Consider the following 26,980-nt stretch of genomic DNA (forward strand, 5'->3'; position numbering starts at 1 on the left):
TTCCGTAAATACCAAAGCAGCTTGCCAGGTTGAGCCTGTGCAAGCTGCTCTTCTTATACCTAACCGGAAGGACTACGCAGCTTGCGTAGTTTGGCGATAACAAGCAGCAGTACCGGCAGCAGAAAGCCGAATGTAGCAATATAGGGCGGCCATATTTTCGAATCCCACCAGGAACGGTAAGCGGTATCCGGGTATTCCATAAGTGATAGTACGACCATCATGACTCCAATCGGCAACACCAGCAGCCGTTCGTTCTCTATTCGCAAAAGCTGGGCCATGCCTTTGATCCCCGCATAAAAATAAAGAATCAGCTTAAAGAAAAGAGAGATGATCCATATGGTAGCCATGATCACTTCAATGCGGGTTAAAACACCTGCGATATTGATTTTTTTGGCCAACTCATAACTCGGATAAGCCTGCTGCAGCGTGTTCTCTACACCGATGACGGATACGCAAACAACGGTCATGATCAGTAAGAAACCTCCGCCAATGATCGTTCCCCCGTAGTAAGCTTTGGCCGCATGAGGGGAATCGGCAACCAATGGATACAGCATCAGTAAAACAATGAGCGGCATTCCTGAAAAACTGACATAATCGAGGGCGGCCCCTAGTATCGATGAAGTGCCGGTGGCGAAAACCGGCCTGAGCTGCTCGAGCTTCATATTCGGTATCGAAAATAAAATCAGGAGAACGAACAAGACGACAAATAGCGCAAACAGCACCTCGGCCGCGCGGCCAAGCGTCGTAAGTCCCATGCGCATTCCCATGCACACCACGACTGCGAACATAATGATCAAAACCTCCATAGGTGTCCGCATCATAATTTCTACAACCATAAACTCTCCCAAATAATACAGAAGCGAGGGACCAGCCAAGATTAATGTTGTTATGATGTAGAAAATGGAGGTAAGGGAGCCCAACCATTTCCCCAGCCATTTACGGTTCATCTCCACCAGCGTACAGCCAGGAGCTTCTCGTGCGAGAGCCAAATACATCCAGACGATTCCAAGAGTGGCGCACATGCCAATCAGGATGGAGATCCAGCCGCTCTGCTTAGCCGACGTCGCGGAGCTGAGCGGAATAAACAAGATCGAACTGCCGATCGTGAATAACGTAACGAACAGTGTAAATTGACGAATATTGATTTTGTCTTTACTCATGGTCTCCCGCCTTCCGAGGGTCAGCTCAGCTTGTTGTAAACCCAATCGCTAAGCGGTTTATACAAATAAGCGATCAAGTCCAGAGGATTGGGTAACGGAGCTCTGACGCTTTTTGCAATTGCTAGCCCAAGTGCAAAAACAAGCGTGATTGCAAACGTCCATTTCTCTTTTTTGCTTCCTTTCTGCAAGAAAGGCATTTCGATCAACAAGATAGCTGTCCCCGCTGCCAATATGCCAAACACAGCCAGCATGAAGCTTACCTCCCCACTTTGTCACGGAAAGAATTACTTTGTGTGCCGGTTCGTCTTATTTTAATGTCGAGTTTGAAGTTTACCTGAATATGAGGAAATATCGTAGCCCAGTCGTCTACCAGTCGCTCCCACGCTTTCGGTTCGTCACGCTGAATGACCTCGCCGAATCCAAAAATATCAGATTTGTACTTTTTCTGCGCTTTATCCACGACTTTGTCCAGAAACGATTGAACTCTTTTCTTGGAAATCTGTTCAAATTGAGAGATCGTCCCGATATCGTTCAAATCGACCTCGCACGCAACCTCGCCGATATTTTGTTCAATATGGATGCTTACTTCGATTACGGGTTGTCCATCCTTGATAGTACCTTTTACTTTCGTATTGGAACGGATGACTTCCACGCTCATCTCTCCGCCTTTTGGGCATTCAAGCACGCCGACCGTACTTTCGACTTTGTTCGTTATGAAGTTGTATCCTTTGCTTTCTTCCTCGTCCAGCCAGCCAACCAATTTGTCCCTCCGAAAAACCCCGATCGTCGAATATTTGATATAAGCCTCGGAATGGGCCGTTTTTAAATTATCGACGGATTCGCCCGATTTTTCATCGCCATACATCCGAACGCCGGTTAACGTAGCGGCTCGCCCCTTGCTCATCAAATCAGCCATCAGATCGTCAAGATATTTCCCGGCAGTCGGAGCCCACGCTTTCTCGGAGGTTTGCAGCGACTTGAATAGAAAATTGGCCGGAACCTTCTCCAGCGGCTGTAAAATGCTCATTACATCTCTGGCTTTGGCTTCGCGGGCAATGACCACATAAAAATCGGTCCGCATTTCATGATCTCGGGCGAAAAAATCGAGAATATCTTTGACCCCTTCGCGAGCTACTTCTTCACTAATAATTAAAGTGCGCAAATGGGAGGTATATATTTTGCGCGGTGATTTTGTCGTCATCCTTCGCAAACATTCGAATATGGTTTTGCCGGTTTCTTCATAGATGGTTATCGGCGAATTGCCGCCCCCGGTCTTTTTGGTCGCAATTTCTTGCGGATTTACAATTTGAACGGAAACCCGGTACTGATCCTTATGTTTATCGATACCGATACCGAGCACTATCGCGAGATCGTTTAATTCCCGGCGATTCCAGCAGCCGCTGAGCACAATCGTCACGAATAAACAACCGATAAGCACCGCCATTATTCGGCTCATCCCGATTCTCCTTCATTAGGATCATTTATCTTTTGCTTGTTTCGGGGAGATGGAGGAGACTCGCCGCCAACATCAGCAGAATGTCTTCGCTTGTTCGCGGTTGGATTCATCAGATGACTGTACATCTGCCACCAAGGTACCCTTACGACATTATCCTTCTGTTCTTTCATTTGAAAGGGGGCGAATGGGGTCATGTAAGGCACGCCAAACGACTGGAGATGGCATAGATGTAAGATTAACGCAATCAATCCGATGATAATCCCAAAGAAACCGAACGAAGCCGCAAGTCCCATAAACACGAAGCGTAATAGGCGAATGGATATCCCGATCTCGAAACTCGGGAATATAAACCCGGTTATCGCTGTAATGGATACGATGATGACCATGGCCGGCGATACGAGTCCCGCCTCAACCGCAGCCTGTCCCAGCACGAGGGCCCCGACAATCGATATCGAGGTTCCAACTGCTCTGGGCATACGTACTCCCGCTTCACGCAGCAGTTCGAAGGTGACCTCCATCATGAGCGCTTCAATAAATGCGGGAAAAGGAATGCCTTCGCGCTGCGCGGCAAGGCTGATCAGCAGCGAAGTGGGTATCATCTCCTGATGAAACGTTGTAATTGCGATATAAAGTGCCGGCGCAAGCAAAGAAACTAAAAGCGAAATGTATCGGAGAACACGCAGCAGTCCGTAGTCCGATCGATGATAGTAATCCTCCGGCGATTGGAGGAATTGGGTGAATAGTCCGGGAACTAACAAGACAAACGGTGTACCGTCAACAAATATGGCGACTCTGCCTTCCAGTAAAGCTGCGGCCACGACATCAGGTCGCTCCGTATTATTGACCGTAGGAAATACGGTGAATGTTTCGTCCTGAATAAACTCCTCGATATAGTTGCTCTCGAGTATGCCGTCCAAGTTTATTTTCGCGAGCCGCGTACGCAGCTCTTCCAGTAGCTCGTCCTTGACGAGTCCATGGATGAACATAAGCGCCACATCGGTTTTTGTGACCCGGCCGAGCTGTTTCGACTCGACCCACAAATTCGGGTTTTTGATTCTTCGTCGCACCAGCGAAAGGTTCGTTGTCAAGGTTTCGGTAAAGCCATCCTGCGGTCCGCGAACGACGGTTTGCGATACCGGTTCCGATACATGCCGCATTTCGCCACCGCGAGTATTTACAGCGATAGCAACGGCGACCGTATCCATCCAAATGACGGTCTCTCCGGCCAATAGGGCAGATTGGGCACCGGCAAAATCCCTTTTATAGCCGATGTCGCCGACTGTGATGGCAAGATGACGCATGAAAGAATCGAATTCGTTTATTTGAATCTGATCTGCATATAGGAGCATGGAGTCGAGCAACCGGAACACGGAATCTTTATCGATCAAACCTTCGATATAGGTAAACGCCAGCGTGATTTCCCGATTTTTGCCGAGAACAATCTCCCGTACAATAAAGTCTTTGCTATTCCCAAATCGATTTCGGATATAAGATATATTGTCCTTGAGATGCGGTTGGATGTTCATGGGAGACCTCTGCCTATTTTTGTAATCATTATTGACCAAATACGTTCACAATATAGCGTATATCCCTCCGATAACAGGTGAAAACTGAGAAAAAGTTAGGTGAATGCATAAACGTGCTTGTTTGTTCGAGCGGAGGCAAGGGGGGAGTATTCTGCAACGTGGAAACGTATCGATACGGCAATTCACTATATTGTCCGCACTATTTGTAATCGGTGATACCATTTTATACGTACCTGCCAATGTGACCAGATTTGCTATGCGGGATGCATGGATTTCGGGTGCGATCGCGATGATCCTAGGGCTTTGCATTGCAGTATTGTTCGGTTACGTTGTAAAACAGTATCCAGGCAAGTCACTAATTGAAATAACCAGGGAGTCGCTTGGGAACTGGACAGGGGCTGCCGTCAGTATCCTGCTGATTCTATTCTTCTTGATCGATTCGGGAATCGTATTATGGGAAGTCGGGGATTTCATGGTAACCCATATTATGCCGGAAACTCCGATTCAGGCTTTCCAAATCATGTTTCTTCTAGTTGTTGTTTGGGGGTTTCGGCTTGGGATCGATACGGTTGTTCGCGCGTCTGAACTTTTATTTTTTTGCGTCGTTGTTTTATTCTTTTTGCTTGTGTTTTTGCTTATTCCCCAAATGGAGCTTAAACGTCTGCTGCCGGTTTACCAGCCGAGCCCGAAACCCGTTCTAAGCGGAGCGCTGCTGCTGTCCGGTTACTACTTCGAATCCGTCATCCTGATTATGGTAATGCCCGCCATACGCGGAAGACGAGGGATCGTACGGTCTTATTTACTCGGTACGGCGGTAGGGGGGCTTATACTTACATTGACCATATTGGTTTGCATCCTGGTGCTCGGCGCACCGCTAACGGAAATGCAGTTATTTACAACGTACGTTCTTGCAAAAAAAATAAGTATTGGCGGCTTTTTGGAACGGATTGAAGTTGCTATGGCCTCGCTGTGGTTATTTACGCTGTATTTCAAGTTATACGTCTGCTACTATGCTGTTGTAGCAGGGACATCGCAGCTTTTTGCAATCAAGGATAACCGGGTATTATCACTCCCGCTTGCCGTCGTTGTTCTTGTTACATCACTTGTCGTTATCCCGAACATCGCTTATTTCAATTTAATCGTCGTAAAATACTGGTGGGCGTACACAGCCACGTTCGGATTGCTTCTACCTTTGCTTATACTTGGTTTTGGGGGATTTAAGAAAAGGAGACTGAACCAAAATTAGTTCACCACTTTCTTCCGTCTGCTTCTCCATATAAGAATGCCTTCTGCTGCGATCGCGCCGAACCAAGCAAGCATCATATCTTTTTGGGTATCGTATAAATCGCCCTGCATGCCGATGGCATCGTCATTGTTCGTTCCTTGGCCGGAAAGGCTGGCAACGGCCATCTCGGTAATTTCAAATATTGCGCTTAAACCCACTACGAGAGCCATAGGTGCGAGATAAGGCCACAATCCCCGCACAATTCCAGTTGTTCGAACGAACAATTGGCGAAATGGATAAATCCAAAGCAAACCAAAAGCGAAATGGACGACTCGATCGTAATAGCTGCGTTTTGTATGGAAGGTAGCTTTCAGCCAATTATCGATAGGTGTGGTTTCGTAAGAAAAGTGGGTGGCAAATGTATGCAGGCATAGAAATAAGGCAATAAAAAGGTATGACATATTGGACAAAGGGGTAAACCGATAGGTCCACACTAGCGCTGCTACAGTCAAAACAACCAATACATTTTCCGCAAGCCACAAGGAACGTTGAACCGGCCAAAGCCCTAAAGCTATCCAATAAATGACGAATCCAGCAAACAGGAGATGAAGCCGATAGTTGGTTCGAAACGGCACGCCGCCAGTAAGCTGAGAAGTACTCATCTCTTCATGCCCCCTAAAAAATGTTAAGGTAGCCCTACTATGCCCGCCTACGTCTAAAATATACCGATGGTACAGGCGGCAGGGACAGACCGCTACTCAAGCAAGCCTAGTTTGTTATAGACCTCCGCCGAGACGACACCGTCCGAGGGAATGCGCTGCTCTTGTTGAAACTTTTTTAAAGCCCGGGTCGTATCAGAACGAAACTTACCATTGCATTCTCCTTTAAAATATCCCGCGCTTTTCAGGCGGGATTGAATGAGCTGAACGTCTCCTCCAACGTCTCCTTCCGCCAGTCTTCTCGGCTCCTTATTCGCCTCTCCCAACACATGTCCATAAATCGTCACCTTGGTACCGATGGGGATAAGACGGTACAGCTCGATAACATCGGCATTTCGCATACGAATGCAGCCATGACTTAGATGCTGCCCGAGGGAATGAGGTTGATTCGTTCCGTGAATCCCGTAATTGCCCCAAGGGACATTTAATCCCAGCCAACGAGGTCCGAAAGCGGGACCCCAATTTTCACCTTTGTACACAATTTTATACTCACCGATAGGGGTAGGGGTGGAGTATGTACCGACGGCTATTCGGTAAGTTTTAAACACACTTCCGTGCAAGAGGACGATTAAACGATGCTGCTTCGGGTAGATTTCTATTTCGTACTCGCCTTGATCTCTAACGATCGGAAAAGAGGGTTCTGCATGAGTGTCCGAGGCACCTAGTAACAAGCTCCCTAATAGCATCCAAAGCGCCATGTAGAACAAACAAATTCGCTTCATATAGCTTTCTCCGTATGTAAGTTTTCGTGAACAAATGTAACTTTCCCAATGCAGCTGCATTAAGTTCATGGAAGTTATTACATAAGTTGAATATCGAATTGGTAACGAAGCTTGGATGCTGCGTCCGAAGAGCCGCAAGCTTTAGAATTGGGGTGCATGATCGGCCATCGGACTGGGGACCTTATGTATAGGAGGCGATCCAGATGAACAAAGGTCAACAAGTTGCTAAAATTCAAGAATATGCGGAAGCGAAAATCGCTATTCAAGCCGTCGAGGATAAGCAAGCTTACGCAGCAAGCCGGGTAATGGAAGAGGAAGGTCAAGAAACTCCAAACGAAAACCAACCCAAAAAAGGGTACGAAAAGCTTTAATCGATGAATCGATGTACACGGGCAAGCTGCCTTAGTTCGGATCTCCGGGCTAAGGCTTTGTCTTTTTAATGGGAGAGAGCGGAAGGGCTAAGAAATCGTATCCGACTCGCCAATCTAAATAAATGAATGTAAATCTGGAATAGAGCGATGAATCCGCACATACCCTTTCTTATTGAATATTCGTCGAAAGGGAGATTCCGGTTGGACCAAAATGCATGGTTTGAGCATCGGTTTTGGTTGCAAATTCTTGGAGATCATAGCCGGTTCATCTATAATGCGCTTTCGCCAAAAGAAACAGGAGCTATTCAAATAGCGCAGCAGTTCATTCAATCATTCGATCATCTGCTCCTGATGGCTCGATCCGCCGACACGGACATTCAGACATTGACTGGGCAGGCACTCTCGTTGACTCAGCAGTTGCAGAGGTTTAAACTAGACATTCTGCGCAAACAGCTTCTCAATGAAATTGCGATAGGATTATCGCCGACCTTTATTGACCATATGTTGAATGAGCTTGAGGAGTATTTACGGATCTTGAAGGCGTTGGAAGCAGGGGGACCGGTCCCCCAATTCGAAGCCATCCATCACGACATCCTGTGGTTATCGGATGCAGTTGGTCACGCAGCCTCCATTGCAAGCGACTTGGATATGGTAGAGAAACGTTTGATAGAAAAAAGTCATAAGTTCGAAGTGCACTTTCAACAATTTTATATGAAGAGCATCGAGATGGCCGGTTACATGCGAACGCAGCTCCGGGATTTCCCGGCTTTTCGCAGATTCCATCAAGATATCGATCTTGAAATGAAGTTATTTGTCGCGTTTCTCCGGGAACTCGAGGAAATGGAATTGTCGGCGGAACTTCTCGACCGAATCGCTCCTTTGGTGCCGGATCATATGATGCGGGAAGAATGTTATTATTTGACGAAGCTTGCAAATCTAGGTTTGGTTCCTGACACGCAATGCGATCCGACGAAGCCCAGAGTGGAGAAATAGCGAAGCCGATAAACCCTCTGTTCTCGAATGAGAACGGAGGGTTTTTACGTGACCAATTCGCCACCTGAATGTACCCAAAAAAGTTTAGCAAAACTCGACAAGAATGGTTCGTGTTATAATGATAGCGAACGACTACTTGGTGAGGGGATGATGGGGATCAAAATGTTATTTCCTTATTCGATCTGCGATGAATATTATTATTGTTTTAATATGAGGTCGAAAACTGTTTATCATTCGCATCCTCTCGCAGAAATTTACTACTTTCACAGCGGAACGGGCGAATATATTCTCGGAGACACGTTGTTTCAACTGAAGCAGGGCGACCTCATCATCATGGACGGGTTGACCCGGCATGGGCCCAAATTCAACGCGCAAGGCGCCCCCTTCGTGCGCACGATGTTTCAGTTCGAGCCGTATGCCTTGCGATTAGCGGAGCAGCACGTGTTCGGAATCGATCTTCTTCAGCCGTTCGAGCAGCTCGGGAACTACATCATTCATCTGCATGGGGATAGCAAAGAGGAGTTCGAGCAGATGCTGAGCCGGTTCAACCGTTTCTACGGCAAGCAGGACCCTGTGAACTGCGGCCGTTTTCTGATGGCCTTCTACGATATGCTGCTGTTCATTTACGAGAAGTGCAAACATAAATTAACGGGGCTGTATGCATCGGGTGCGAGGAGCGAGAAAGAGCGGATTGTCCGGCAGGTGATCCAATTTATTGAACATCGGTATATGGATGATTTGACGCTTGATGAGCTCGTGAAACAGTTCCACCTAAGCAAGCAATATTTATCCAAGCTATTTCGGGAAGTTACGGGAATGACCATCATGGACTATATTTATCGGCGCCGAATCAACCAAGCGAAGATTTTGTTTTATATGGCGAAAGAGAAGGCCGTTACGGATGTATGTTTTCAGGTGGGGTTTAAGGATGTCTCGCATTTCAGCCGAAAATTCAAACTGCAGGAAGGGCTGCCTCCGGAGCAGTACAGAAAAACAGTGCAAGGGCATGTGTAAAATGTAAGCGCTTCATGAATGGATCGGCACTTTCATTTCAGTCAAACAACGACTCTTTCTCATTCATTGCAGCACAGCGAAAATGGAGTCCCCCATGCTATGATTTTAGTGAATAGCGCGACCATACCCTATTAGGAGGAATGGCAAGTGGAAGGGGACAACCATAACAAGCACGATGTAAAATGCGAGACGGTTGGCAAAGGAGACCAAAACCAGGCAGGGTTGCCCGGAAGCGATGAAAGCAAGGCGGGCAAGTCCATTAGCCGCCGGGCACTGGTCGCTTCTATGGGTATGGCGGGAGTGGCTTTGGCGACGGGGGGATTGCTTCAATCCAGTGCATTCGCTTTGGGTCAAGGCTCCACAACTACTGATTCGACCTATAATCCGCTTAAATCGGCGAACGGGAACGCAGTCGGCATTCGCACGGTGGCGGAGCAAGTCGTCGACGAACGAGTGCCTTCGATGATTCAAGCTCAAGTCCCTACGATGGCAACCGCTTTGATAGACGAATCCTGTGTGTTGAAGATCACCATAGCGGAGCTGCGCTCCATGAGCGGCACGCCCGCCGGAAGTGTGTATTATGTTACCGATCCTGATAAAGAAGGCGTTTTCATTTATGATCCGGCGGATACGGCTTCCCTCGACAATATGGGAACCGTTATTGTCTCTACCGCAGGTGCCCGGTTCAAGCGCGTTCTAGAGAACCGCATTGCGAGCGTCAGATGGTTTGGAGCCGTGGGCAACGGCACGACGGACGATACGGTCGCCATTCAAAACGCGCTGGATGCCATCTCGTCCGGAGATATTTTGTATTTCCCGCCAGGTACATACTCCATCAGCAAAGTATTTGTGAATACGGCGGGTATTACTTTGGACGGAACGGGCACGATCAAGGCAACCTCCGGCTTCTATCTGAAAGAAGGCGATTTCGAGGCTCGCAATTTGAACTTTGTAGCTTCCGCGTATTCCACTCAGGCGCGAGCGATTAGCATGGGACCGGCTGATGTAGAGGGAAGAAGCCGTGACGTGAAAGGGATCAAAATCCACAATTGCAGCTTCAGCGGCTTTTTCTACTCGGTGGATATGCGCGGCGGTGAGTATGAGTATTCAGGGCCTCCCCAGTATTACCTCCATAACGTTGAGATCATCGGCTGCACCTCCGTTGCGCCGGTCGGGAGCAATGCGGGCCATTTCCAGAACACTCAAACGTACAACACTACCATCATGAATTGTAAAACGTACAACGGCCAAAATGCGACCAGCTACAATTTTATTCAATCGAACGGGTGGCTGAAGGTCATTGGAAACTATGACGACAATAATTCGTACGGCTCTTGCGAGGTAGAGAACAACAGTTCGCGGGCTGTAATCGCCGGGAATACATTTCGCAAAAAAGTTTGGATCGACGACAGCTCGAATGTAACGATCACTGGCAATGTTATAGAGGAATCGATTTATTTGACCGTGCAGTCCCTTGATCTTGAGAGTATTATCGTGACGGGAAATATAACGAACCGGATTCGAATCGAGCAGTTCGGGACTACGCAAAATTTGGCCGCCAAAGGCAGGCATATCAAGATCAGCGAAAATATCATTAACGGCACAAGCGGCAACTATGGCATCTTCATCACCGGTTTGGGCAACGACCGGTTCGAGGATATCGAGCTGTCGGGCAATATGATCACAGGCACGTACTCATCGGGCAAAATCGGGATCGTCAGGTCCTCCGGGATCAAAGTGCTGGCCCGAGACAATATCGTGAACGGCACATTCGTGATTAGCGGCTCCGGCGGAACCGTAAACGGGGTCGGCAACGTCGGCGCGAGCTACAGCGGTGCGAGAAATCGGCTCGCCGCCAGCTACAATGACGTCGAATATGACGGAGTTGTGCTGCTTTCGCCGAACGGTTCGAAGTACAAAGTCAAGGTCAGCGATAGCGGAACGCTTTCGACAGAGGCGCTGTAAGATAGAAGATCAAGCTGGTCCCATACGGGACTGGCTTTTTGTTTGCAATACGCTATTCCGTTTGCCGAAGGTAATGGTACAATCGGGGAAGGAGCAGATGTGAGCATTTATATCATGAGTTGAAGGAAGAGAGGCCGCTGAAGTGAGAGTGATCGATTTGTCGCTGCCGATTGCGGACGGCATGCCCGTTTATCCCGGCGATCCGGTAGTAAAAGTCAAGATAGCCCACACCCACGAGAGTCACAGCTGGGAATTGCGGCAGCTTTCGCTGGGCAGTCATACCGGAACGCATGTGGACGCGCCTTCTCATATGCACCCCGGTGCCGCGACATTGGATGAGCTGCCATTGGAGCGATTTTTCGGAGTATCACGCGTAGTTCTGCTTGAAGACCCGGTATGGCCGGAAGGCCGCGGCTTGTTTTTCGCCGAATCCGCCGGAGTGGAATGTCTGGAAAGACTCGCAGCGTTGCGGCCGCCGTTCGTCGGCGGCGAATTGTCCGAACAACTGGAACGTGGGCTGCTTGGTATCGGTATCGTGACGTATACGGGACTGCAAGGGCTGGATCGTCTTCCCGGCGGAGAAGACTTTATGTTTTACGGGTTTCCGCTTCGTATATTCGGTGGCGATGGGTCCCCGGTTCGAGCCGTTGCGGTGGTTAGCCCATGACTTAGGAGAAGGGAGTGATTGGATTGGAAATCAGAATCGATGACCTGACTGAGCCAAAAGTAATAGCATTAATCAGTGAACATCTCCGCGGAATGTTCGAAAATTCCCCGCCGGAAAGTGTTCACGCCTTACCTGTCGATGGTCTAAAAAAGCCGGAGATTACATTTTGGAGCGCGTGGGAGAACGATGAAATCCTTGGCTGCGGGGCGCTCAAGGAGCTTGATCCAACCCACGGGGAAATAAAATCGATGCGTACGTCTTCCTTACACCTGAGAAAGGGTGTTGCCAGAAAAATCCTCGAACATATGATTACTGTTGCGAAGGAACGCGGTTATTCGAGACTGAGTTTGGAGACCGGCTCTATGGAATCGTTCGGACCGGCAAGGAAACTGTATGAAAGTGTCGGATTTCAGTACGGCAAACCTTTTGCCGATTATACGGAAGATCCTAACAGTGTGTTTCTGACCATGGAAATATAGACTCTTTTGTCCGCGCTCCTTTCAATCGATTTCCTTATCTAATATTCCTTGACTGGAATATTCCCTTAGGGGTATATTTTAATTAAGGTTTGTATTCAGAATGGAGGAATGGATATGAAAGCAGGATCGGAAGGTAAGGAGCTAGTCCTAACACGTCAAGTCAAGGCGCCGCTCGAGCTTGTATTCCGAGCATGGTCCGAGGTCGAACATCTGAAACAATGGTGGGGACCGAAAGGATTTGAAATCTCGGTCGCCCGATTGGATTTTCGTCCGGGCGGTGTTTTCCACTACAACATGGTAGCTTCCGACGGCCATCAAATGTGGGGGAAATTTGTGTATCAGGAAATCGAGGCTCTTGAAAAGATTGTTTGGCTCAATAGCTTCTCAGATGAGGCGGGCCATACGGTCCGGGCGCCATTCAGCGATTTGATCCCGCTGGAGATTCGTAATGAGGTGATTTTTAGTGAAAATAACGGCGTTACCACGATGACTTTACGCAGCAGTCCGTTCCAGGCAACCGAAGAAGAGAGAAGCTTCTTTGAAGGCATGTTCGACTCCATGCAGATGGGCTTCGGAGGAACCTTCGATCAGCTTGAGGAGTTTTTAACGGCATTCCGAGAGCAGTCCCCTTCCTCTACAGGGAGGGGATGAATATCGGCCAGGCGAAGCCTGGAAATACTTGTTGCTCGGTATTGTAATATTTTGGTATAGTCGGTCTTGATTGATGATAAGGCTGGTGTATCAATGAAATTAGACTCGAACAATCATTCAGTGTTCTTGCTGAACTATCATCTGATCCTTTGTATCAAATATCGTAGAAAAGTGTTGACCGACGAGATTTCTGAATATGCGAAAGGCATTTTTGAGCGTATAGGAGAAAATTACAACATTACATTAAGCGAGTGGAATCACGATCATGATCATATCCATATACTTTTCAAGGCGCATCCCAATACAGAGCTATCCAAATTCATCAATGCATATAAGAGTGCCAGTTCTCGCCTCATCAAAAAAGACTTTTCCGCTGTAAAAAAGAAGCTGTGGAAAGAATATTTCTGGTCGCAAAGCTATTGTCTCCTTACAATGGGCGGTACGCCTCTGGAAGTATTGAAAACTTACATTGAGAATCAAGGAAAGGAGGTGAAAACAAGATGATCCGATGTGTCAAAACGACGTTTCGAACTTCAAAAACCGATCTGGAACGGTTGTTTGCGTGCAATCGGATCTCCGCAGAGATTTGGAACCGGTGTCTGATCCTAGCGAAAAACTATTCCCTGGAGCACGAAGGGAAATGGATCGGACAAACAGAGCTGCAAGCAGCACTGAAAAATCAATTTCCCCTCCATTCTCAATCCGTACAGTCTGTGTGCCATAAATATCTATTCGCCCGAGACGGCGCCAAACAGGCACAAAAACAAGGGTTACCGGTGAAATACCCATACAAGAACAAAACGCATTTCAACACGAAGTGGGTAGACCAAGCCTTCAAAATGGAGGGGAATACGATCTCATTGAGCATGGGAACTCAGCACGGAAAACGGCAGCCGCCGATCCGCATTACCGTTTCGTCCATCCCAAATGCCCGAATCAAAGAAATCGAACTGGTATATGATCGTGGGCTTAAGGTCTCCCTTAGTTATGACGACGGAAAAAAGGTTACGGAGAATAACGGCAATCAGGTGGTCGGCGTGGACCTGGGCGAAATCCACTCCATCGCGGCAACGACTACCGCGAACCGGTCGATCATGATCACCGGGAGAAAAGCGAGAAGCATTCATCGGCTCCGAAACAAAAAGCTGGCCGAGGTCCAGAAGCTCATGAGCAAATGCAAACAAGGGAGCCGACAATGGAAAAAGTACAATCGGGCAAAGATGTACATTCTTAGTAAAAGTGAGCGTCAACTAAACGATGCCATCCACAAAACCACTAGGCAATTCGTCACATGGTGCATCGAAAACGAGGTTAAAGAAATTGTTCTTGGTCAAGTGGAAGGTGTACAGCGCCATACGAAAAAGAAGAACCATCAATCAGTCAATCAAAAGCTATCCAATTGGAGTTTTGGCAAGATTCAAAAGCAGCTTGCTTACAAGATGGAACCATACGGAACCCCTGTAAAAACGATCGATGAAAGCTATACGAGTCAACAATGTCCTTGTTGCGGCAGAAGGAAAAAAACTTCTGCAAGAATCTACAATTGTACCTGCGGCTATGAAGAACATCGGGATATTCATGGCAGCAAGGGAATATTGTCAAAATACCTATACGGAGATATCCGGTATTTGGGCAAAAGCGAATCAATGAGGTATCTACGGATCGCTTAGCGGGAAGTAGTAGATGGTGAGTTCCCACCCACTTGCAAAAGTGTTGCTTACTGAACCATGCCGTTGCATTTCCGTAACCAGCGAGAGCAAGCAGCCAACCTGTTTGCTTGTAGAAAGTAACGGTGTTGCTGGTAAGAAACCCCTACTTCTTAGCGAAGCGTAAGTAGGGGAGGTTCATGCGAATGAATCTTATTATTAGATAAGAACAAGACGATAATTTCATGGCTATTGAGCTTATAGATGGCGGTCTAAGGGATGTTCATGGAGTTGTACAATACGCAAAAGCATTTTTTGAACGTTAAAGAAAGTTTAACTTCGCTAAAGCGTTAAGCGAAACGAAATACGACTTTCTTTACCAAGAGAAACTTCCGCTGGTTTTGGGGTCCCCGCAAAGTAATCGGAATACGCCTCGTAGTTTATCTTCACTTTGTGGGGGGGGGAGTCGCGGTCGCTCATCCTTGAAGTACCTCGATAGACGTTTTTCTTAAAAATAAAGTTGGGTTAGACGAAGGTGGAGCAACCTGCTGAGGCAAGGTGCTCCACCTTTTTTTTTGGCAGAGAAGCTTAAACCGTGTGCGCTTTTCTATAGGTTGCCGGTGTAACGTTCATGTGCTTCATAAAAATCCGGTTCAAATAGTAACCGTTCTGGTAGCCGATGCTTTCCGAAATTTGCTCCAGCGTTAGCGTCATCTCCAGCAGGAGCCGCTTCGCCTTCTCCAAACGAATGGAGGTGAGATGCTCAATCGGCGTGATTCCGAAGTCCGCCTTGAATTTCTGCGTGAATCGGGCGGGACTTAAACCGAGCATAGCGGCAATCTGTTTCAGGTCGATCGTTTGGAAAGCGTGTTTATGGATGAGGGAGGAAGCCTTGAGCATGAGCGGCTCGGGCTTATTTGATATGGACATGGGCCCGTCACCAACCGGCGTCTCCTCTCCGGATTCCCCGCAGTACAGCAGCCAAATATCCTGCGCATAATGGCTGAACCGATGCAGTCTACGCTCGCCTTCGAACGCTTCGGCTTGTTTCATCATTTTGTAGTTGGCGGCAAGGCGGCTTGTATTTTGGATGTTGATTTTGCCTGTGAAAAATTCCCGGCCTTCGGTCGGTTCCAACCCATTTCCTTCCCGGTCATACCAGCGCAAGCGCAAAACGAAAAAAGTGAGAGGCTCCACGACGACACGGCGAAACGGCGTTTTCGGAGGACAAATGAGCAGATCGCCGAACGTCGCGATTCCTTTGTCCTCGCCCAATTCGTAATAAAACGAACCGCTTTCCACGGCGAAAAGGGTCCATTCCTTGTACGTATCTTCATAAAACAAAAATTTGTCTTTGCGTTCCCAGTACATCGAGTAAATTAGGCGGGGGACATAATCGCTCAACAGGAAGTCATCCACTCGTGTTCCTCCTCTGCCGCAAGTCGCGCATTAAATTATGTATATATTTTAATTAAAATCATGGCATTTTAAAAGGAAAACGGCTGTACTACTATGAAATTAGAAACCATACCAGTTAAATTTCGAGGAGGAACCATGCAACCGGATCAAGAAAAAAGCAAACGCGCCAAGCTTCACACCCAGCTGTTCGTCGCGGGAGGGGGGCTTGCCGGCGTATGTGCTGCGCTTGCGGCGGCACGCAATGGAGCTAGAGTGATTTTATGTCAAGACCGACCTGTACTAGGGGGGAACGCTTCATCGGAAATTCGGATGCACGTATCCGGCTCGTCTCCGCGAGGAAAAGAGCTGCAAACGGAGGCGAGAGAGAGCGGAATCATCGAAGAAATTATGCTGGAGTGCGCTATACGCAACCCCCAGAGAAGCGCTTCGATGCTGGATCTGATCTTGTACGAAAAATGCAGGGATGAGCCGTTACTGACTCTACTGCTCAATACGGCGATCGTCGGCGTGCAAAAAGAAGGAAACCGAATAACCGCCGCCTATGCCAACCGGGAGAGCACAGAGGACCATTTTGAAATAACGGCTGATCTTTTCGCCGACTGCACGGGCGACGGAAGGCTGGGATACGAGGCGGGGGCGCTGTTCACGACCGGGAGGGAGTCGGCCGAGGCATATGGAGAATCCGCGGCGGCCGCTCTGAGCGACGCCTACCGGCTGGGCTCCTCTCTCCTGTTCACGGCGCGTGACGAGGGGAAGCCGATGCCTTTCGTAAAGCCCGTTTGGGCACGCACCTTCAGCGAGGAAGATTTGCGTTTCCGCGGGCATAACTCGTGGGAATACGGGTTCTGGTGGATCGAGTTCGGCGGCATGATGGACACGATCAAGGACAATGAGACGATCCGCGATGAGCTGCTGGCGATTATGATGGGAGTCTGGGATCATATTAAGAACAGCGGGAATCATCCCGAATCGCTGAACTGGGCGCTCGATTGGTTCGGATTTTTGCCGGGCAAACGGGAATCGCGGCGGTTTATCGGCAAACATGTACTCACCCAAAACGATTTGGAGCAGGCCGTCGATTTCGAGGATGTAATCGCTTACGGTGGCTGGTCGATGGATACGCACCCTCCGGGCGGTATCGACGCCAAAGAGGAGAAGCCGTGTTCGCAGCCGTACACGCCATACATGTACGGAATCCCGCTGCGCTCGCTCCTTAGTGAAAATATCGTCAATCTGATGTTCGCCGGACGCAACATGTCGGCAACGCATATTGCCTTTTCCAGCACGAGGGTGATGGCTACTTGTGCGGTGGCGGGAGAAGGGCTCGGCACATTCGCCGCTGCTGTACTACAAGCGGGAAAACGGCTGGAGGACGCTTGGTGCGACAAACAGCTTATCGCCAAAGCTCAGCAGATGCTGCTCCGGCAAGGCGCCTATTTGCCGGGACGGCTGCTGCCGAATGGCAATCTGGCCGCGGAAGCGCAGATAACAGCCTCTTCCGAGCAGGAAATCGGACGCGCGGCGCAAGTCATCGACGGCCATACGAGAACGGTGTCAGGTCCGCTAGGGGTCAGACCGGATTTAACCGAACCCGGTACGCATCGCTGGATGTCGGAGCCGTCCGACCAGACGCCGTGGTTGGAGCTGCGCTGGGAGCAGCCGGTCGATATACGCAGCATCACCATTGTGCTGGACACGGGACTACATCGTCACTTGTCGCTCACACATCAAAAAGCGAATCAAAACAGAATGATATGGGGGCCCCAGCCGGAAACGATCAAGCAGTTTCGGATTATGGCGGAAATCGGCAGCGAGGTTGAGGAGATCGTTCACGTCCGCGATAATTATAAACGCCAGTTGAAGTTCGACATACCTGTTGACCAGGTTACCTGCTTACGTTTCGAAGTCATCGAAACGAACGGGCTCGATCATGCTCGCATCGTCAATATTCATATCGAATGACAGTTGAAATGACCAATGGAGAGGGTGTTCGTATGAGAAATAGAAGTTTCCTGTTCCTGATGAGTATGGGCGTATTTTTGTTTGCTGGTTGCAGTGGGGCGACATCCGAGCCAAACGCGCAAGGCGAACAGCCTAAACCTCCGCCGGCAAAAGCTAACCCGGTAACGCTGCAGGTAGCCAGTCAGGGCTCCAGCACGGTATTGGACGAGGAGTTTAAACAGGTCGTGCAATCGTTTATGGCCAAGAAATACCCGCATATTACGCTGAATTTCAATCCCGAGAGCACGGCTACGTCGCTGGATGCGCTGCTGGCTGCCGGAACGATCCCAGATCTCATCGTCACGTTTAACGGCAATCTGGCTTCTTATAAAGAGAAAGAGCTCGTTTCCGATATGACGCCGTTGTTTCAAACAGCGGGTATTGACCTGAGCCGTTTCGAACCCGGCTACATCGTCGATGTGAAAAACGCGTCGGATAAAGGCGAAATGTACGGGCTGCCCATTAACGTGAATTACCACGCTATGTATTATAACAAGGACATATTCGATAAGTTCGGCGCGACTTATCCGACAGACGGGATGAACTGGGAACAGCTCACTGATCTGGCGAAGAAAGTGACCCGGATGGAAAGCGGAACCCAGTTCCGCGGATTGGACCCTGGAAGTACCGTGATATGGATGTCGCAGCCGTTATCCATCGCGGCGATCGATCCGAAAACGGACAAAGCGAGCCTTAGAACTGATAAATGGAGCAGAGTGTTCAAGCTGGCCAAATCGATCTACGATATTCCCGGCAACGGTATGATCACGGCTACGCCGAAAGATCAGTTCATGAAAAGCAAAACGTTAGCCGTTCTGCTGGATTTAAATATATTGACCCAACTGGCGGCTGCCGGGAAAGAGGGATTAAACTGGGATGTTGCGCAGTATCCGAGCTATACGGAAAAGCCGAATACGTATGGCAATGCCAGCGTGTACGTCATGCTGGCGACCAAAACGGGCAAACACCGGGAAGATGCGGTTAAAGCGATCGAGCTGATCACTTCGGAGGAAGTGCAGCTTGCCTTGTCCAAAAAAGGCAGACTGTCGCCTCTGAAAAGCGCTCAAGTGAAGCAGGCGCTAGGCGCCGACAATCCCGATTTAAAAAACAAACATTTGCCGAGCATTTTCAAAAGCCTCCCTGTGGAGTACCCGATCGCTTCGCCTTATCGAGGGAAGGCGGAAGGCATCCTCGTGAACAAATTCAAAGAGTATGTAAACGGTACGGTAGACGAGAATACGGCGCTTGCGCAAGCGGAGGAAGAGATTAACAAGATGGTGGCAACGGAGAAGACCAAGTGACGGTTTGAGCCGATGAAAGCGAAGACTTCCACCAGTACAGTTATTATAGGGAGGAAAAACCTATGATGGAGGAACATCCAAACCGTTCAGACTCGATAAGCCGGCGAAAGCTGCTTGCTTCCATGGGGGCTGCCGGAGCAACGTTTGCCGTAGGCGGCTTGCTCCAGGCCCGGGCATTGGACCCGGAAGGGACTGTGTCCGCTTCGGTATATGGGGCGGGCTTCGAGAACAAGGGCGGCAATGCGAATGGCATTCGGAACGTTGCCGAGCAGGTCGTGGAGGAGAAGGTGCCGCCTATGATTCAAGAACTCGTTCCTCCCATCATGACTACACTGCTGGATGAGTCGTGCTTACAGACAATAACGATAGCGGATATGCGCTTGATGGCTGTTGCGCCGACAGCAGATTTCTATGTCGTAACGGATGAAGGCAAGGAAGGCATATTTCGCTACGATCCGCTCGATACGACAACGCCGGACAATACGGGAACCGTCATCGTCACGGCATACGGCGCGCGATTCAAACGTATTCATGAAGGCCGCGGCGTAAATGTCAAATGGTTCGGGGCAGCCGGAGACGGCTTGACCGATGACACCGCAGCGATTCAAGCGGCTATGGATGTTATGACGGATGGCGGAATCGTATTTTTCCCCGACGGCAGTTACCGAACGACATCGAAGCTGATCGTCAAACACCGTAATGTGATGTTATCGGGTACCGGGAAAAGGAGTATCCACCATCTGAACCGCGAGGGGGAGCACAGCTTCGACCGTACTGTTCCCTCTACGATTTTGGCCGATCATACCGGGGACTGCGTTTGGTTGTCCCACTCATACAACTTGAACGGATTTGCGGCCAATCGGTTGACTTTTGTTACCAATGTAAAAAAAGCGTCAGGCGTGCAAAGCTTGAAGGCGGAACGCTGCTTTGGCTTCGATGTGGGCGGAGAGGGTCAGTTCCGCAGGGAGTTCGTATTCGAGCACGTATCGGTCGGCAAATTCGGGAAAGCGTTCGAGTTATATGCCAGCTCCGCCTCCAGCGGCACCAGTTTTTCTGCGATGGGTGTCATCCGGATTCAGAATTGTACTACGATGCACAATGATTTCATTGCCCGGACGATCGATTCCACGGCATGGAACGGATTTGTATACGATTACAATGAGGGCGGTAACAATGGGAAAATCGCAGATATGGGCGGTATCCACATTTCGGGCCACAACATCTCGATTTGCCGTAACATCCTGGAAGGGCAGAGAGACTCGATACGGATATCGGGCGGTCAGCGAGGGCTGACGATCAAAAACAATTATTTCGAAGCGAATACGGGCGAGGCGATCATTTACGTGTCTCGTCACAATGGACCGTTCGACATCGGAGAAAACTATATGGCTCGGCCGCAGGCCACTCACCGGGTACTGCTCCATCAATCGCTTAACGGCAGGTGCAGCGATCCGTATTGGCCGCAGCAAACGAACAAGATGGAATTTGCGATGCCGGGGACTAACAATACGGAGAAATTTTTAAACAATAGTGCGACGACACCCTATTTCCGCAGCGACCGCTTCGACCCGCAGCTCTTGCAAAAACCGGTATGGAGCCAAGCGGTGCCTGCTGTACCGCCTGTAATCGGGACGGTCGCAACCCGGCGCATAACGGAGCAGTACGAGATCCCGGTTGTATCCGGCGAATGGGTAGTCGTGTGCTGGATGCTGCGTCAAAAGACAATCGGACGTACCCCTTACACGGCGATTACGCTGCAAACTAGCGGGCAAACTTTCGAATTCGAGCATTACGGACACGGCAATCTGTTTCGCACTACGGAATTTGCCGTTATCACCAGCGCTTTGAAAGCGAATTCATCCGCGCCCGGCGTAACGGTGGACATGTGGCCGTGCGGGAAATCGCCTGCAAACGGTGAAAGCTATGAGATTTATTCCCCGCTCGTTTATACGATCGCCGACGTGAACGACATTCGGCCTTATGTCGAGATGAGGCAATACGTTCAGCATTTCGTTTTACCGGAGTTGAGCGGTTTAATCTGATCGCATGAAGGTGAAAACGGGAGGAACGACGCAGGTGGAACTGATTACCCGCTATTACGATGAGGATATTATTTTGAAGCGTGCTGTTGATATCGTTTGTCCGACACCTGTTACCAAGAGGGTAGCCCTCTTCTACATTCATGGGGGCGGTTGGAGAGCGGGGGCCCGGACGGCTTTCACCGGCACTTGTATTATTTTTCGCGCAAAGGTTATGTATGTGCCTCGGCCGGCTACCGGCTTGCGCCGGCTGTCCGCTTCGCAGAGCAGATGGGTGATGTCGTCACCGGCTATGAGCGTTTTCTAACGTACATCCGGGAGCGGGAGCTGGAGATCGACCGGGTGATCGTGCTTGGAAGCTCCGCAGGTGCGCATCTGGCGTCGTTGCTGGCCTTGACCGACCCCGCGCAATGGGAACAGGGAGTGCAGCGGACTCAACCGTGGCTCCGGCCAAGCGCTTGCGTATCCATTAACGGACCGGCCACTTTAGAGAAGTGGGACCCTATGCACGAGGGGATCAAGCGGGATATCGAGAATATGCTCGGCGTGACTTACGAGGAGGAAAGCGTTTTATTTCGCCATGCGTCGCCGATGACGTATGCGGAAGGGGAGGCAGCCGACTTTCTGTTTATTCTTGCAGGCAAGGAGAAGTTTTTCCCGCATTCCTTTATTTACGACATGAGCGAGAAGCTTAAGCGGCTGTCCAAGCGTTCGGAGGTGGTACTATTTCCGGAAGCGGAGCACGGATTTTTTTACGGCATCGGCAGTCCGCAGCAGCAACAGGCGCTGACCGTGCTGGAGCCTTTTTTGGAGAGTTATGCATGACCACCCGATGAAACGATCGTGGAGCTGCCGTGAGGGCAGCTCTTTTTTGTTGTTTGCGTTAGGTATTAGGTCTCATTTTGCTCCATATCGGTTTGTAGTTCAGGAATTTGCTGGTATATTTATATGTTGAAGAAGCAGCCGAGTTTAGCTGGGAGGTTTAGATTTGGATTTTATTAAATTAACTTGTCCGAACTGCAATGGCAAAATCGAATATAAAGAAGGGCGAACCTTCAAATGTCCTTATTGCGAAACGGAACTGTTGTTGAAAGAAAATAATGTCGTCATCAACAACTATTACGGCTCGGGTCCTGTGCAAGCCAAAGCGCAGCCCAAACCTAATTACAAGCCGCTGTTCCTTGTGCCGTTCTTAGTCCTCTGCGCTATTTTTGTTTATGTCATTTTGAACAACAATACATCCGAACCCAGCAGCTCTGGGAAAGTGTCTGTTCGCACAATGCCGGAAAGCGAAGTCCTTCTGTCCTTTTTAAAAGATATTTTACATAAGGGGACGGCGATGCCGACAGAGGAAGAAATCGCTAAAATCCGTTATTTGTCCACCCGCTACGTAGATTATCAGTGGCATTTTGCTTACAGCTTGGATGATCCGTTTACGAATAAGCAAGCTGTAATTACCGACTATGTCGTGATGGATAAAGTATTGAATACGCAAAGAATCGAACAAAAAGATTTCGAAGCGTTTAGCGGACTTACCGAGTTAAACCTGATGGGCGAATACCAGATTTCCCAAAGTGAAAAAGCAAGCTTCCGGCATCTGCAAGGATTAAAAAGCTATACGGGCGGCTTTAACGAATCTTTTCGAAGGATTGCCGACTATTTTGGCGATAAAGCTAAAGTAGAGGAGCTTTCCATTCAAATTCGAAGCAATGCGGAGCTGGCTTTATTACTCGAGTTTCCGAAGCTTCGCTCCCTGGAAATCAGTTATGTCGACGAATCGGTGACTGACTTTCAATTGCTGAGCCAGCTTCCTTTAAAGTCTTTGTTCATCACCCGCATCAATGATCTGAGATGGCTGGCATCCTTAACCGGTCTGGAATCATTGGCCGTTTCTTATAGCGAAGCGACGGATTTCAGCGCTTTGTATTCGCTGAGTCAATTGCAAGCCCTAAAGCTTACTTTTGTTAAAAACTTAAAAACGCTTGATTTCGTTCAAAATATGCCCAACCTGCAATCGCTCGATCTAAATCAAGTTGGCGTTACGAACCTGGACCGCCTTAGAAATAAAACATCTTTAACAAAACTGTATCTATCCGCCGGAAGCCAAATGGGATCTATGGAGTTTATCAATAGCCTGACGTCCCTGACGGAACTCACGATATCCAGTTATAGCGGATCGATACCCGCGCTGTATTTGCCGAATTTGAAGCAGGCCGAGCTCAAAGACGCTTTCCTGCCCAAATTGGAGGCGCCAGCTATAAAAACTTTGACGGTTTACGTTCGCGGCGGCGATATGGACGGGGCGAATCTGGTGAAATATTCGCAGTTGGAGCAGCTTACCTTGATGGAGTATGGAAGCTTTAAAGGCATCAGTTCTCTAAATCAACTGCCAAACCTTCGAACACTGCTTCTAAATGAGACGGCTTTTTTCAGCGGAGCGGATGCCTTATTCAATCTGCAGCATGTAACGACGATCGACTGTAATAAATGCTGGTTCCAACTGAATAGTCAAAGTCCATTTGCCAATAACACGCTGGAGCATTTAACTTTGAACCACCCCTCTTTTCGAATAGGGAAAGGCGATGATTTGAAAGAAATGGATCAGGCCATGCCTTACTTTGCCAATATGACAGCCTTGCGTTCGTTTACCTTGCAGGACAGCTCGCTTCAGTCGTTACAGTTTCTGAAAAATTGGCAGCAAATCGAGGAACTCCATTTGGAGAATAACGCCATTTCCGATGTGGAGCCTCTAGTGAATCTGCCTAAGTTGAAAATACTGTATCTTGTTGGGAACCAAGTGCAGAACAAGTCTGTTCTTGATAAGGACATTTTGGTGTATTGAGGGAACAAGTTATCTGCAACTAGATGTTTCATAGGAAACATGGTATTATGTTCATGTTTCGGAAGAACTTTCAAAAAAGCCTCTCGAGACAACATTTCATGGGCATTTACTATTCGGAGGGGTATATGAAAAACATCTTTAGTGCACTACTGCTTTCCTTACTATTTATGATTGTCATGGGATGCCAGGCGAGCAAGAATGAAGACAAGGCCACAAATGCAGCACCGGCTGCCGCCGAGTCCAATACCGGCTCCAAAGAAGAAAGCCAGAAGATTAATGTAGACAAAGGGCTATTAGATGTCGAGGTTACTTTACCAGCATCCTTTTTTAACGGACAGGACCTGGATCAAGTCATCGAAAAAGCAAAAACGGATGGTGTAAAAGAAGCAAAGAAAAACGCGGACGGTTCTGTAACTTATAAGATGTCCAAAGCGAAGCATGCTGAAATGATGAAAAATTTTGAGGATGCCATCGTCAAGATGGTAGACGATCTGAAAAGCGGTAAAGACTTCAAGTCGATCAAAGCGGTTGACGTTACCAAGAAATATTCCGAATTTACAGTGACGGTGGATAAAAACGCTTTTGAAAACAGCTTTGATGCAATCGGTCTTCTCGGGGTTGGAATGAGTTCCATGTTTTATCAGTCGTTTAACGGGGTTGCGTCAGACAAAATGAAAACGACTATTCAGTTGAAGGACCAAGCGACGGGGACGGTATTCAAAACCATCGTTTATCCGGATGATTTGAACAAGGCGAAAAATTAATGATAATCCCCATGAGGCGCTCATGGGGATTTGTTTTGCGCGAAACTTATTAAACGTGCTCACATCAAAGAAAAGAGCAATCGAAAAGAAACCGCAAGCCGCTGAAAGGTTATAATGAAAGTAAGGCAAGTAAAGACGAAGGAGGATGAAAGGTGCAAAACAAAATCCAAAAGATTACGCCTAATCTGTGGTTCGACACGCAAGCGGAAGAGGCGGTTCAATTTTACACCACTATATTCCATAACTCCAAGATCGGAAGAATTACCCGCTACGGCAAAGAAAGCTATGACAAGGCATCTGAAGGAAAAGTCATGACTGTCGAGTTTCAACTGGAAGGCCAGAACTTCGTCGCCTTAAATGGCGGCCCGCACTTCCAATTCAACGAGGCTATTTCGTTTATTGTCCATTGCGATCATCAAGAAGAATTGGATTATTACTGGGACAAGCTCTCCGAGGGCGGGGACGAGAAAGCTCAGGTTTGCGGGTGGTTGAAGGACAAGTTCGGCGTATCGTGGCAGATCGTCCCGAGTCATTTGACGGAGATGATCTGCGATCCCGATTCAGTCAGATCCGAAAGAGTGATGAAAGCCATCCTTCAGACGAAAGCCAAAATCGACATCAAGTCGTTAGAGCAAGCATACGAGGGGTAATGGATACCCTCCTGATCCGGCAGGCCGTCCTTCCAAGGATGGCCTTTTTAGTTTTCGCCTTCATGGAATCTTAACATTGTATTGGACCCGAACCTTCTATATGGTACTATATTGTTTGCTGGAAATGTTTGTTGAAGGAGGACGCTTATGAGCAGTCCAGGGTCGTTGATCATTAATGCAAGACTGGTGCAGCCCGATCGGGTTATAAATGGCAGTTTACAGATAAGAGAAAACATCATCGAAACTGTTATCGAGGGCGGGCCCTCATCTGCAGGCATGAACTTAAACGATTGCGAAGTTATAGATGCAAAGGGCGCGTACGTGCTGCCGGGTTTAATCGATATTCATTGCGACGCTATCGAAAAAGAAATTCAACCGCGTCCGAATACGTTATTACCAATGGACTTCTCCTTGTACGAGCTGGAAAAGAAATTGGCTGGCAACGGCATTACCACGATGTATCAATCTCTCTCTCTCGGGGTCGGGTTAAGTCTTCGCGGGGACGAGTTATTGGTTCAAGCTATCGATCTAATTCATAAATACCGCAAACGGCGTTCCATGATCCGTCATCGCGTGCATCTCCGCTACGAGTTGATTCATTTGCCGGGAATGAAGCTCGCTGAAGAGCTGATTCGAGCAGGTGCCGTAGATTACTTGTCGTTCATGAATCACGGCCCGGGTCAAGGGCAATACAAACGGCCCGGATCTTTCGAAGCGTATGTGATGAAAAATCAAGGCGTGGATAAGGAAGAAGTCAAGATCATTGCGGAAAATGCGATTCAAAAGCAAAAGGCGATCAATTGGGAGGATGTCCGAGCCTTAAGCAGACTTGCGCACGAATATCGTATTCCCATCGCCTCGCATGACGATGACTCTGAGGAAGCCATCTTAAATGCACTCGAGTTTGGTATTGCCGTCAGCGAGTTCCCTTTGAACATGGAGACTGCCGCGCTCGCTAAGGAAAAACAGTTATTCGTTTGCGTCGGGGCGCCGAATGTAGTAAGAGGCGGGTCCCATGATAAAAATATGAGCGCGCTTGACGCCATAGTTGCGGGGTCAGCGGATATTTTATGCTCCGATTATTTGCCTTCGTCTTTGCTTGCCGCAGTATTTAGGATTGCAGAACACAACATCAGCCTATCCCATGCCGTAAACATGGCGAGTCTGAATCCGGCCAAGGCAATGGGGATAAACAACGAGTATGGATCGATAGAACCCGGAAAAGTGGCCGACCTCGTGTTGGTACACCCCATCGAAGGATATCCATGGATCCAGCGAACCATTGTAAACGGTACGACTGTATACAGGTCCGATTTTTTTCTTTCTTGAACAACTGCTCTCCAAACGTCTGAAAGCCGCCTAGATCGCGG

The 26,980-nt window shown here is 48.7% G+C and carries 25 protein-coding genes; 18 read left to right on the forward strand and 7 right to left on the reverse strand.

The window, feature by feature from the left end; all coding sequences use genetic code 11:
- Positions 1-59: 59 nt before the first annotated feature.
- From D7M11_RS03440 to D7M11_RS03455, 4 genes are read right to left on the reverse strand one after another with little or no spacing between them, the layout of a single operon-like run.
- Positions 60-1,160, reverse strand: coding sequence for a GerAB/ArcD/ProY family transporter (locus D7M11_RS03440; RefSeq protein WP_120745772.1), 1,101 nt, complete (start codon positions 1,158-1,160; stop codon positions 60-62).
- A gap of 20 nt (positions 1,161-1,180) precedes the next feature.
- Entirely contained in the window at positions 1,181-1,411 is a 231-nt protein-coding gene (locus D7M11_RS03445; protein ID WP_120745773.1) for a hypothetical protein, read from the reverse strand.
- Between the two features lie 5 nt (positions 1,412-1,416).
- Positions 1,417-2,616: a Ger(x)C family spore germination protein gene (locus D7M11_RS03450; protein WP_120745774.1), complete on the reverse strand. Its 1,200-nt coding sequence runs from the start codon at positions 2,614-2,616 to the stop codon at positions 1,417-1,419.
- On the reverse strand, positions 2,613-4,142 hold the full coding sequence (locus tag D7M11_RS03455; RefSeq protein ID WP_120745775.1) for a spore germination protein: 1,530 nt from the start codon (positions 4,140-4,142) through the stop codon (positions 2,613-2,615). Before D7M11_RS03455 ends, D7M11_RS03450 begins: the two co-directional genes overlap by 4 nt.
- Before the next feature lie 103 nt (positions 4,143-4,245).
- On the opposite strand from D7M11_RS03455, the gene D7M11_RS03460 reads away from it, so the two are divergent.
- Positions 4,246-5,388, forward strand: a complete 1,143-nt coding sequence (locus tag D7M11_RS03460) for a GerAB/ArcD/ProY family transporter (protein WP_120745776.1) — start codon at positions 4,246-4,248, stop codon at positions 5,386-5,388.
- On the opposite strand, the gene D7M11_RS03465 is transcribed toward D7M11_RS03460, so the two are convergent.
- On the reverse strand, positions 5,385-6,029 hold the full coding sequence (locus D7M11_RS03465; protein ID WP_120745777.1) for a DUF2238 domain-containing protein: 645 nt from the start codon (positions 6,027-6,029) through the stop codon (positions 5,385-5,387). The two genes, D7M11_RS03460 and D7M11_RS03465, sit on opposite strands and share 4 nt — an antisense overlap.
- Positions 6,030-6,121: 92 nt before the next feature.
- Entirely contained in the window at positions 6,122-6,784 is a 663-nt protein-coding gene (locus D7M11_RS03470; protein ID WP_240040939.1) for a L,D-transpeptidase family protein, read from the reverse strand.
- A gap of 227 nt (positions 6,785-7,011) precedes the next feature.
- Here D7M11_RS03470 and D7M11_RS36275 point away from each other — a divergent pair, with 227 nt between their 5' ends.
- From D7M11_RS36275 to D7M11_RS03510, 9 genes are all read left to right on the forward strand, one after another.
- Positions 7,012-7,179, forward strand: a complete 168-nt coding sequence (locus D7M11_RS36275) for a hypothetical protein (RefSeq protein ID WP_158606404.1) — start codon at positions 7,012-7,014, stop codon at positions 7,177-7,179.
- 201 nt (positions 7,180-7,380) lie between these two features.
- The gene (locus D7M11_RS03475; protein WP_240040940.1) at positions 7,381-8,172 is read left to right on the forward strand and encodes a DUF2935 domain-containing protein; all 792 of its coding nucleotides are present in this window, start codon (positions 7,381-7,383) and stop codon (positions 8,170-8,172) included.
- 210 nt (positions 8,173-8,382) lie between these two features.
- Positions 8,383-9,186 (forward strand): helix-turn-helix transcriptional regulator, encoded by an 804-nt coding sequence (locus D7M11_RS03480; protein WP_193556093.1) that lies wholly within the window; start codon positions 8,383-8,385, stop codon positions 9,184-9,186.
- Positions 9,187-9,333: 147 nt separating this feature from the next.
- Positions 9,334-11,151 (forward strand): glycosyl hydrolase family 28-related protein, encoded by a 1,818-nt coding sequence (locus tag D7M11_RS03485; protein ID WP_120745781.1) that lies wholly within the window; start codon positions 9,334-9,336, stop codon positions 11,149-11,151.
- 142 nt (positions 11,152-11,293) lie between these two features.
- A complete protein-coding gene (locus D7M11_RS03490; RefSeq protein WP_120745782.1) occupies positions 11,294-11,818 on the forward strand; it encodes a cyclase family protein in 525 nt (174 codons plus the stop codon).
- Positions 11,819-11,841: 23 nt separating this feature from the next.
- Positions 11,842-12,297 carry a GNAT family N-acetyltransferase gene (locus D7M11_RS03495; protein WP_120746068.1) on the forward strand — a complete coding sequence of 152 codons (456 nt, stop codon included), beginning with the start codon at positions 11,842-11,844 and terminating at the stop codon, positions 12,295-12,297.
- A 114-nt stretch (positions 12,298-12,411) separates the two neighbouring features.
- Positions 12,412-12,948 carry an SRPBCC family protein gene (locus D7M11_RS03500; RefSeq protein ID WP_120745783.1) on the forward strand — a complete coding sequence of 179 codons (537 nt, stop codon included), beginning with the start codon at positions 12,412-12,414 and terminating at the stop codon, positions 12,946-12,948.
- A gap of 93 nt (positions 12,949-13,041) precedes the next feature.
- Positions 13,042-13,452, forward strand: coding sequence for an IS200/IS605 family transposase (gene tnpA / locus D7M11_RS03505; RefSeq protein ID WP_120745784.1), 411 nt, complete (start codon positions 13,042-13,044; stop codon positions 13,450-13,452).
- Entirely contained in the window at positions 13,449-14,618 is a 1,170-nt protein-coding gene (locus D7M11_RS03510) for an RNA-guided endonuclease InsQ/TnpB family protein (RefSeq protein WP_120745785.1), read from the forward strand. Before tnpA ends, D7M11_RS03510 begins: the two co-directional genes overlap by 4 nt.
- Before the next feature lie 564 nt (positions 14,619-15,182).
- On the opposite strand, the gene D7M11_RS03520 is transcribed toward D7M11_RS03510, so the two are convergent.
- Positions 15,183-16,013 (reverse strand): helix-turn-helix transcriptional regulator, encoded by an 831-nt coding sequence (locus tag D7M11_RS03520; protein ID WP_120745786.1) that lies wholly within the window; start codon positions 16,011-16,013, stop codon positions 15,183-15,185.
- A 135-nt stretch (positions 16,014-16,148) separates the two neighbouring features.
- Here D7M11_RS03520 and D7M11_RS03525 point away from each other — a divergent pair, with 135 nt between their 5' ends.
- The 8 genes from D7M11_RS03525 (at position 16,149) to D7M11_RS03560 (ending at position 26,939) form a co-directional block, all read left to right on the forward strand.
- A complete protein-coding gene (locus tag D7M11_RS03525; protein WP_120745787.1) occupies positions 16,149-17,975 on the forward strand; it encodes an FAD-dependent oxidoreductase in 1,827 nt (608 codons plus the stop codon).
- Between the two features lie 32 nt (positions 17,976-18,007).
- Positions 18,008-19,315, forward strand: coding sequence for an ABC transporter substrate-binding protein (locus D7M11_RS03530; RefSeq protein ID WP_158606406.1), 1,308 nt, complete (start codon positions 18,008-18,010; stop codon positions 19,313-19,315).
- Positions 19,316-19,377: 62 nt separating this feature from the next.
- The gene (locus tag D7M11_RS03535; RefSeq protein WP_120745789.1) at positions 19,378-21,357 is read left to right on the forward strand and encodes a glycosyl hydrolase family 28-related protein; all 1,980 of its coding nucleotides are present in this window, start codon (positions 19,378-19,380) and stop codon (positions 21,355-21,357) included.
- 150 nt (positions 21,358-21,507) lie between these two features.
- A complete protein-coding gene (locus tag D7M11_RS03540) occupies positions 21,508-22,179 on the forward strand; it encodes an alpha/beta hydrolase (RefSeq protein ID WP_158606407.1) in 672 nt (223 codons plus the stop codon).
- Between the two features lie 163 nt (positions 22,180-22,342).
- Complete coding sequence (locus D7M11_RS03545; protein WP_120745791.1) at positions 22,343-24,196, forward strand: leucine-rich repeat domain-containing protein; 1,854 nt, start codon at positions 22,343-22,345, stop codon at positions 24,194-24,196.
- Positions 24,197-24,294: 98 nt separating this feature from the next.
- Entirely contained in the window at positions 24,295-24,960 is a 666-nt protein-coding gene (locus D7M11_RS03550; RefSeq protein WP_240040941.1) for a hypothetical protein, read from the forward strand.
- A 152-nt stretch (positions 24,961-25,112) separates the two neighbouring features.
- On the forward strand, positions 25,113-25,610 hold the full coding sequence (locus tag D7M11_RS03555; protein ID WP_120745792.1) for a VOC family protein: 498 nt from the start codon (positions 25,113-25,115) through the stop codon (positions 25,608-25,610).
- Between the two features lie 147 nt (positions 25,611-25,757).
- Positions 25,758-26,939, forward strand: a complete 1,182-nt coding sequence (locus D7M11_RS03560) for an alpha-D-ribose 1-methylphosphonate 5-triphosphate diphosphatase (protein ID WP_120745793.1) — start codon at positions 25,758-25,760, stop codon at positions 26,937-26,939.
- Positions 26,940-26,980 lie beyond the last annotated feature (41 nt).

Origin of the sequence: Paenibacillus ginsengarvi (assembly GCF_003626695.1) — a bacterium.
GTDB classification, from domain to species: domain Bacteria; phylum Bacillota; class Bacilli; order Paenibacillales; family NBRC-103111; genus Paenibacillus_AB; species Paenibacillus_AB ginsengarvi.

Excerpts from the sequence above, each read along its gene's own strand:
- D7M11_RS03455 (WP_120745775.1), bottom strand. The coding sequence starts at position 4,142 with ATGAACATCCAACCGCATCTCAAGGACAATATATCTTATATCCGAAAT.
- D7M11_RS03525 (WP_120745787.1), top strand. The coding sequence starts at position 16,149 with ATGCAACCGGATCAAGAAAAAAGCAAACGCGCCAAGCTTCACACCCAG.
- D7M11_RS36275 (WP_158606404.1), top strand. The coding sequence starts at position 7,012 with ATGAACAAAGGTCAACAAGTTGCTAAAATTCAAGAATATGCGGAAGCG.
- tnpA (WP_120745784.1), top strand. The coding sequence starts at position 13,042 with ATGAAATTAGACTCGAACAATCATTCAGTGTTCTTGCTGAACTATCAT.
- D7M11_RS03480 (WP_193556093.1), top strand. The coding sequence starts at position 8,383 with ATGAGGTCGAAAACTGTTTATCATTCGCATCCTCTCGCAGAAATTTAC.
- D7M11_RS03560 (WP_120745793.1), top strand. The coding sequence starts at position 25,758 with ATGAGCAGTCCAGGGTCGTTGATCATTAATGCAAGACTGGTGCAGCCC.
- D7M11_RS03510 (WP_120745785.1), top strand. The coding sequence starts at position 13,449 with ATGATCCGATGTGTCAAAACGACGTTTCGAACTTCAAAAACCGATCTG.
- D7M11_RS03465 (WP_120745777.1), bottom strand. The coding sequence starts at position 6,029 with ATGAGTACTTCTCAGCTTACTGGCGGCGTGCCGTTTCGAACCAACTAT.
- D7M11_RS03530 (WP_158606406.1), top strand. The coding sequence starts at position 18,008 with ATGAGAAATAGAAGTTTCCTGTTCCTGATGAGTATGGGCGTATTTTTG.
- D7M11_RS03445 (WP_120745773.1), bottom strand. The coding sequence starts at position 1,411 with ATGCTGGCTGTGTTTGGCATATTGGCAGCGGGGACAGCTATCTTGTTG.
- D7M11_RS03550 (WP_240040941.1), top strand. The coding sequence starts at position 24,295 with ATGGGCATTTACTATTCGGAGGGGTATATGAAAAACATCTTTAGTGCA.
- D7M11_RS03450 (WP_120745774.1), bottom strand. The coding sequence starts at position 2,616 with ATGAGCCGAATAATGGCGGTGCTTATCGGTTGTTTATTCGTGACGATT.
- D7M11_RS03440 (WP_120745772.1), bottom strand. The coding sequence starts at position 1,160 with ATGAGTAAAGACAAAATCAATATTCGTCAATTTACACTGTTCGTTACG.
- D7M11_RS03500 (WP_120745783.1), top strand. The coding sequence starts at position 12,412 with ATGAAAGCAGGATCGGAAGGTAAGGAGCTAGTCCTAACACGTCAAGTC.
- D7M11_RS03460 (WP_120745776.1), top strand. The coding sequence starts at position 4,246 with ATGCATAAACGTGCTTGTTTGTTCGAGCGGAGGCAAGGGGGGAGTATT.
- D7M11_RS03535 (WP_120745789.1), top strand. The coding sequence starts at position 19,378 with ATGATGGAGGAACATCCAAACCGTTCAGACTCGATAAGCCGGCGAAAG.
- D7M11_RS03470 (WP_240040939.1), bottom strand. The coding sequence starts at position 6,784 with ATGGCGCTTTGGATGCTATTAGGGAGCTTGTTACTAGGTGCCTCGGAC.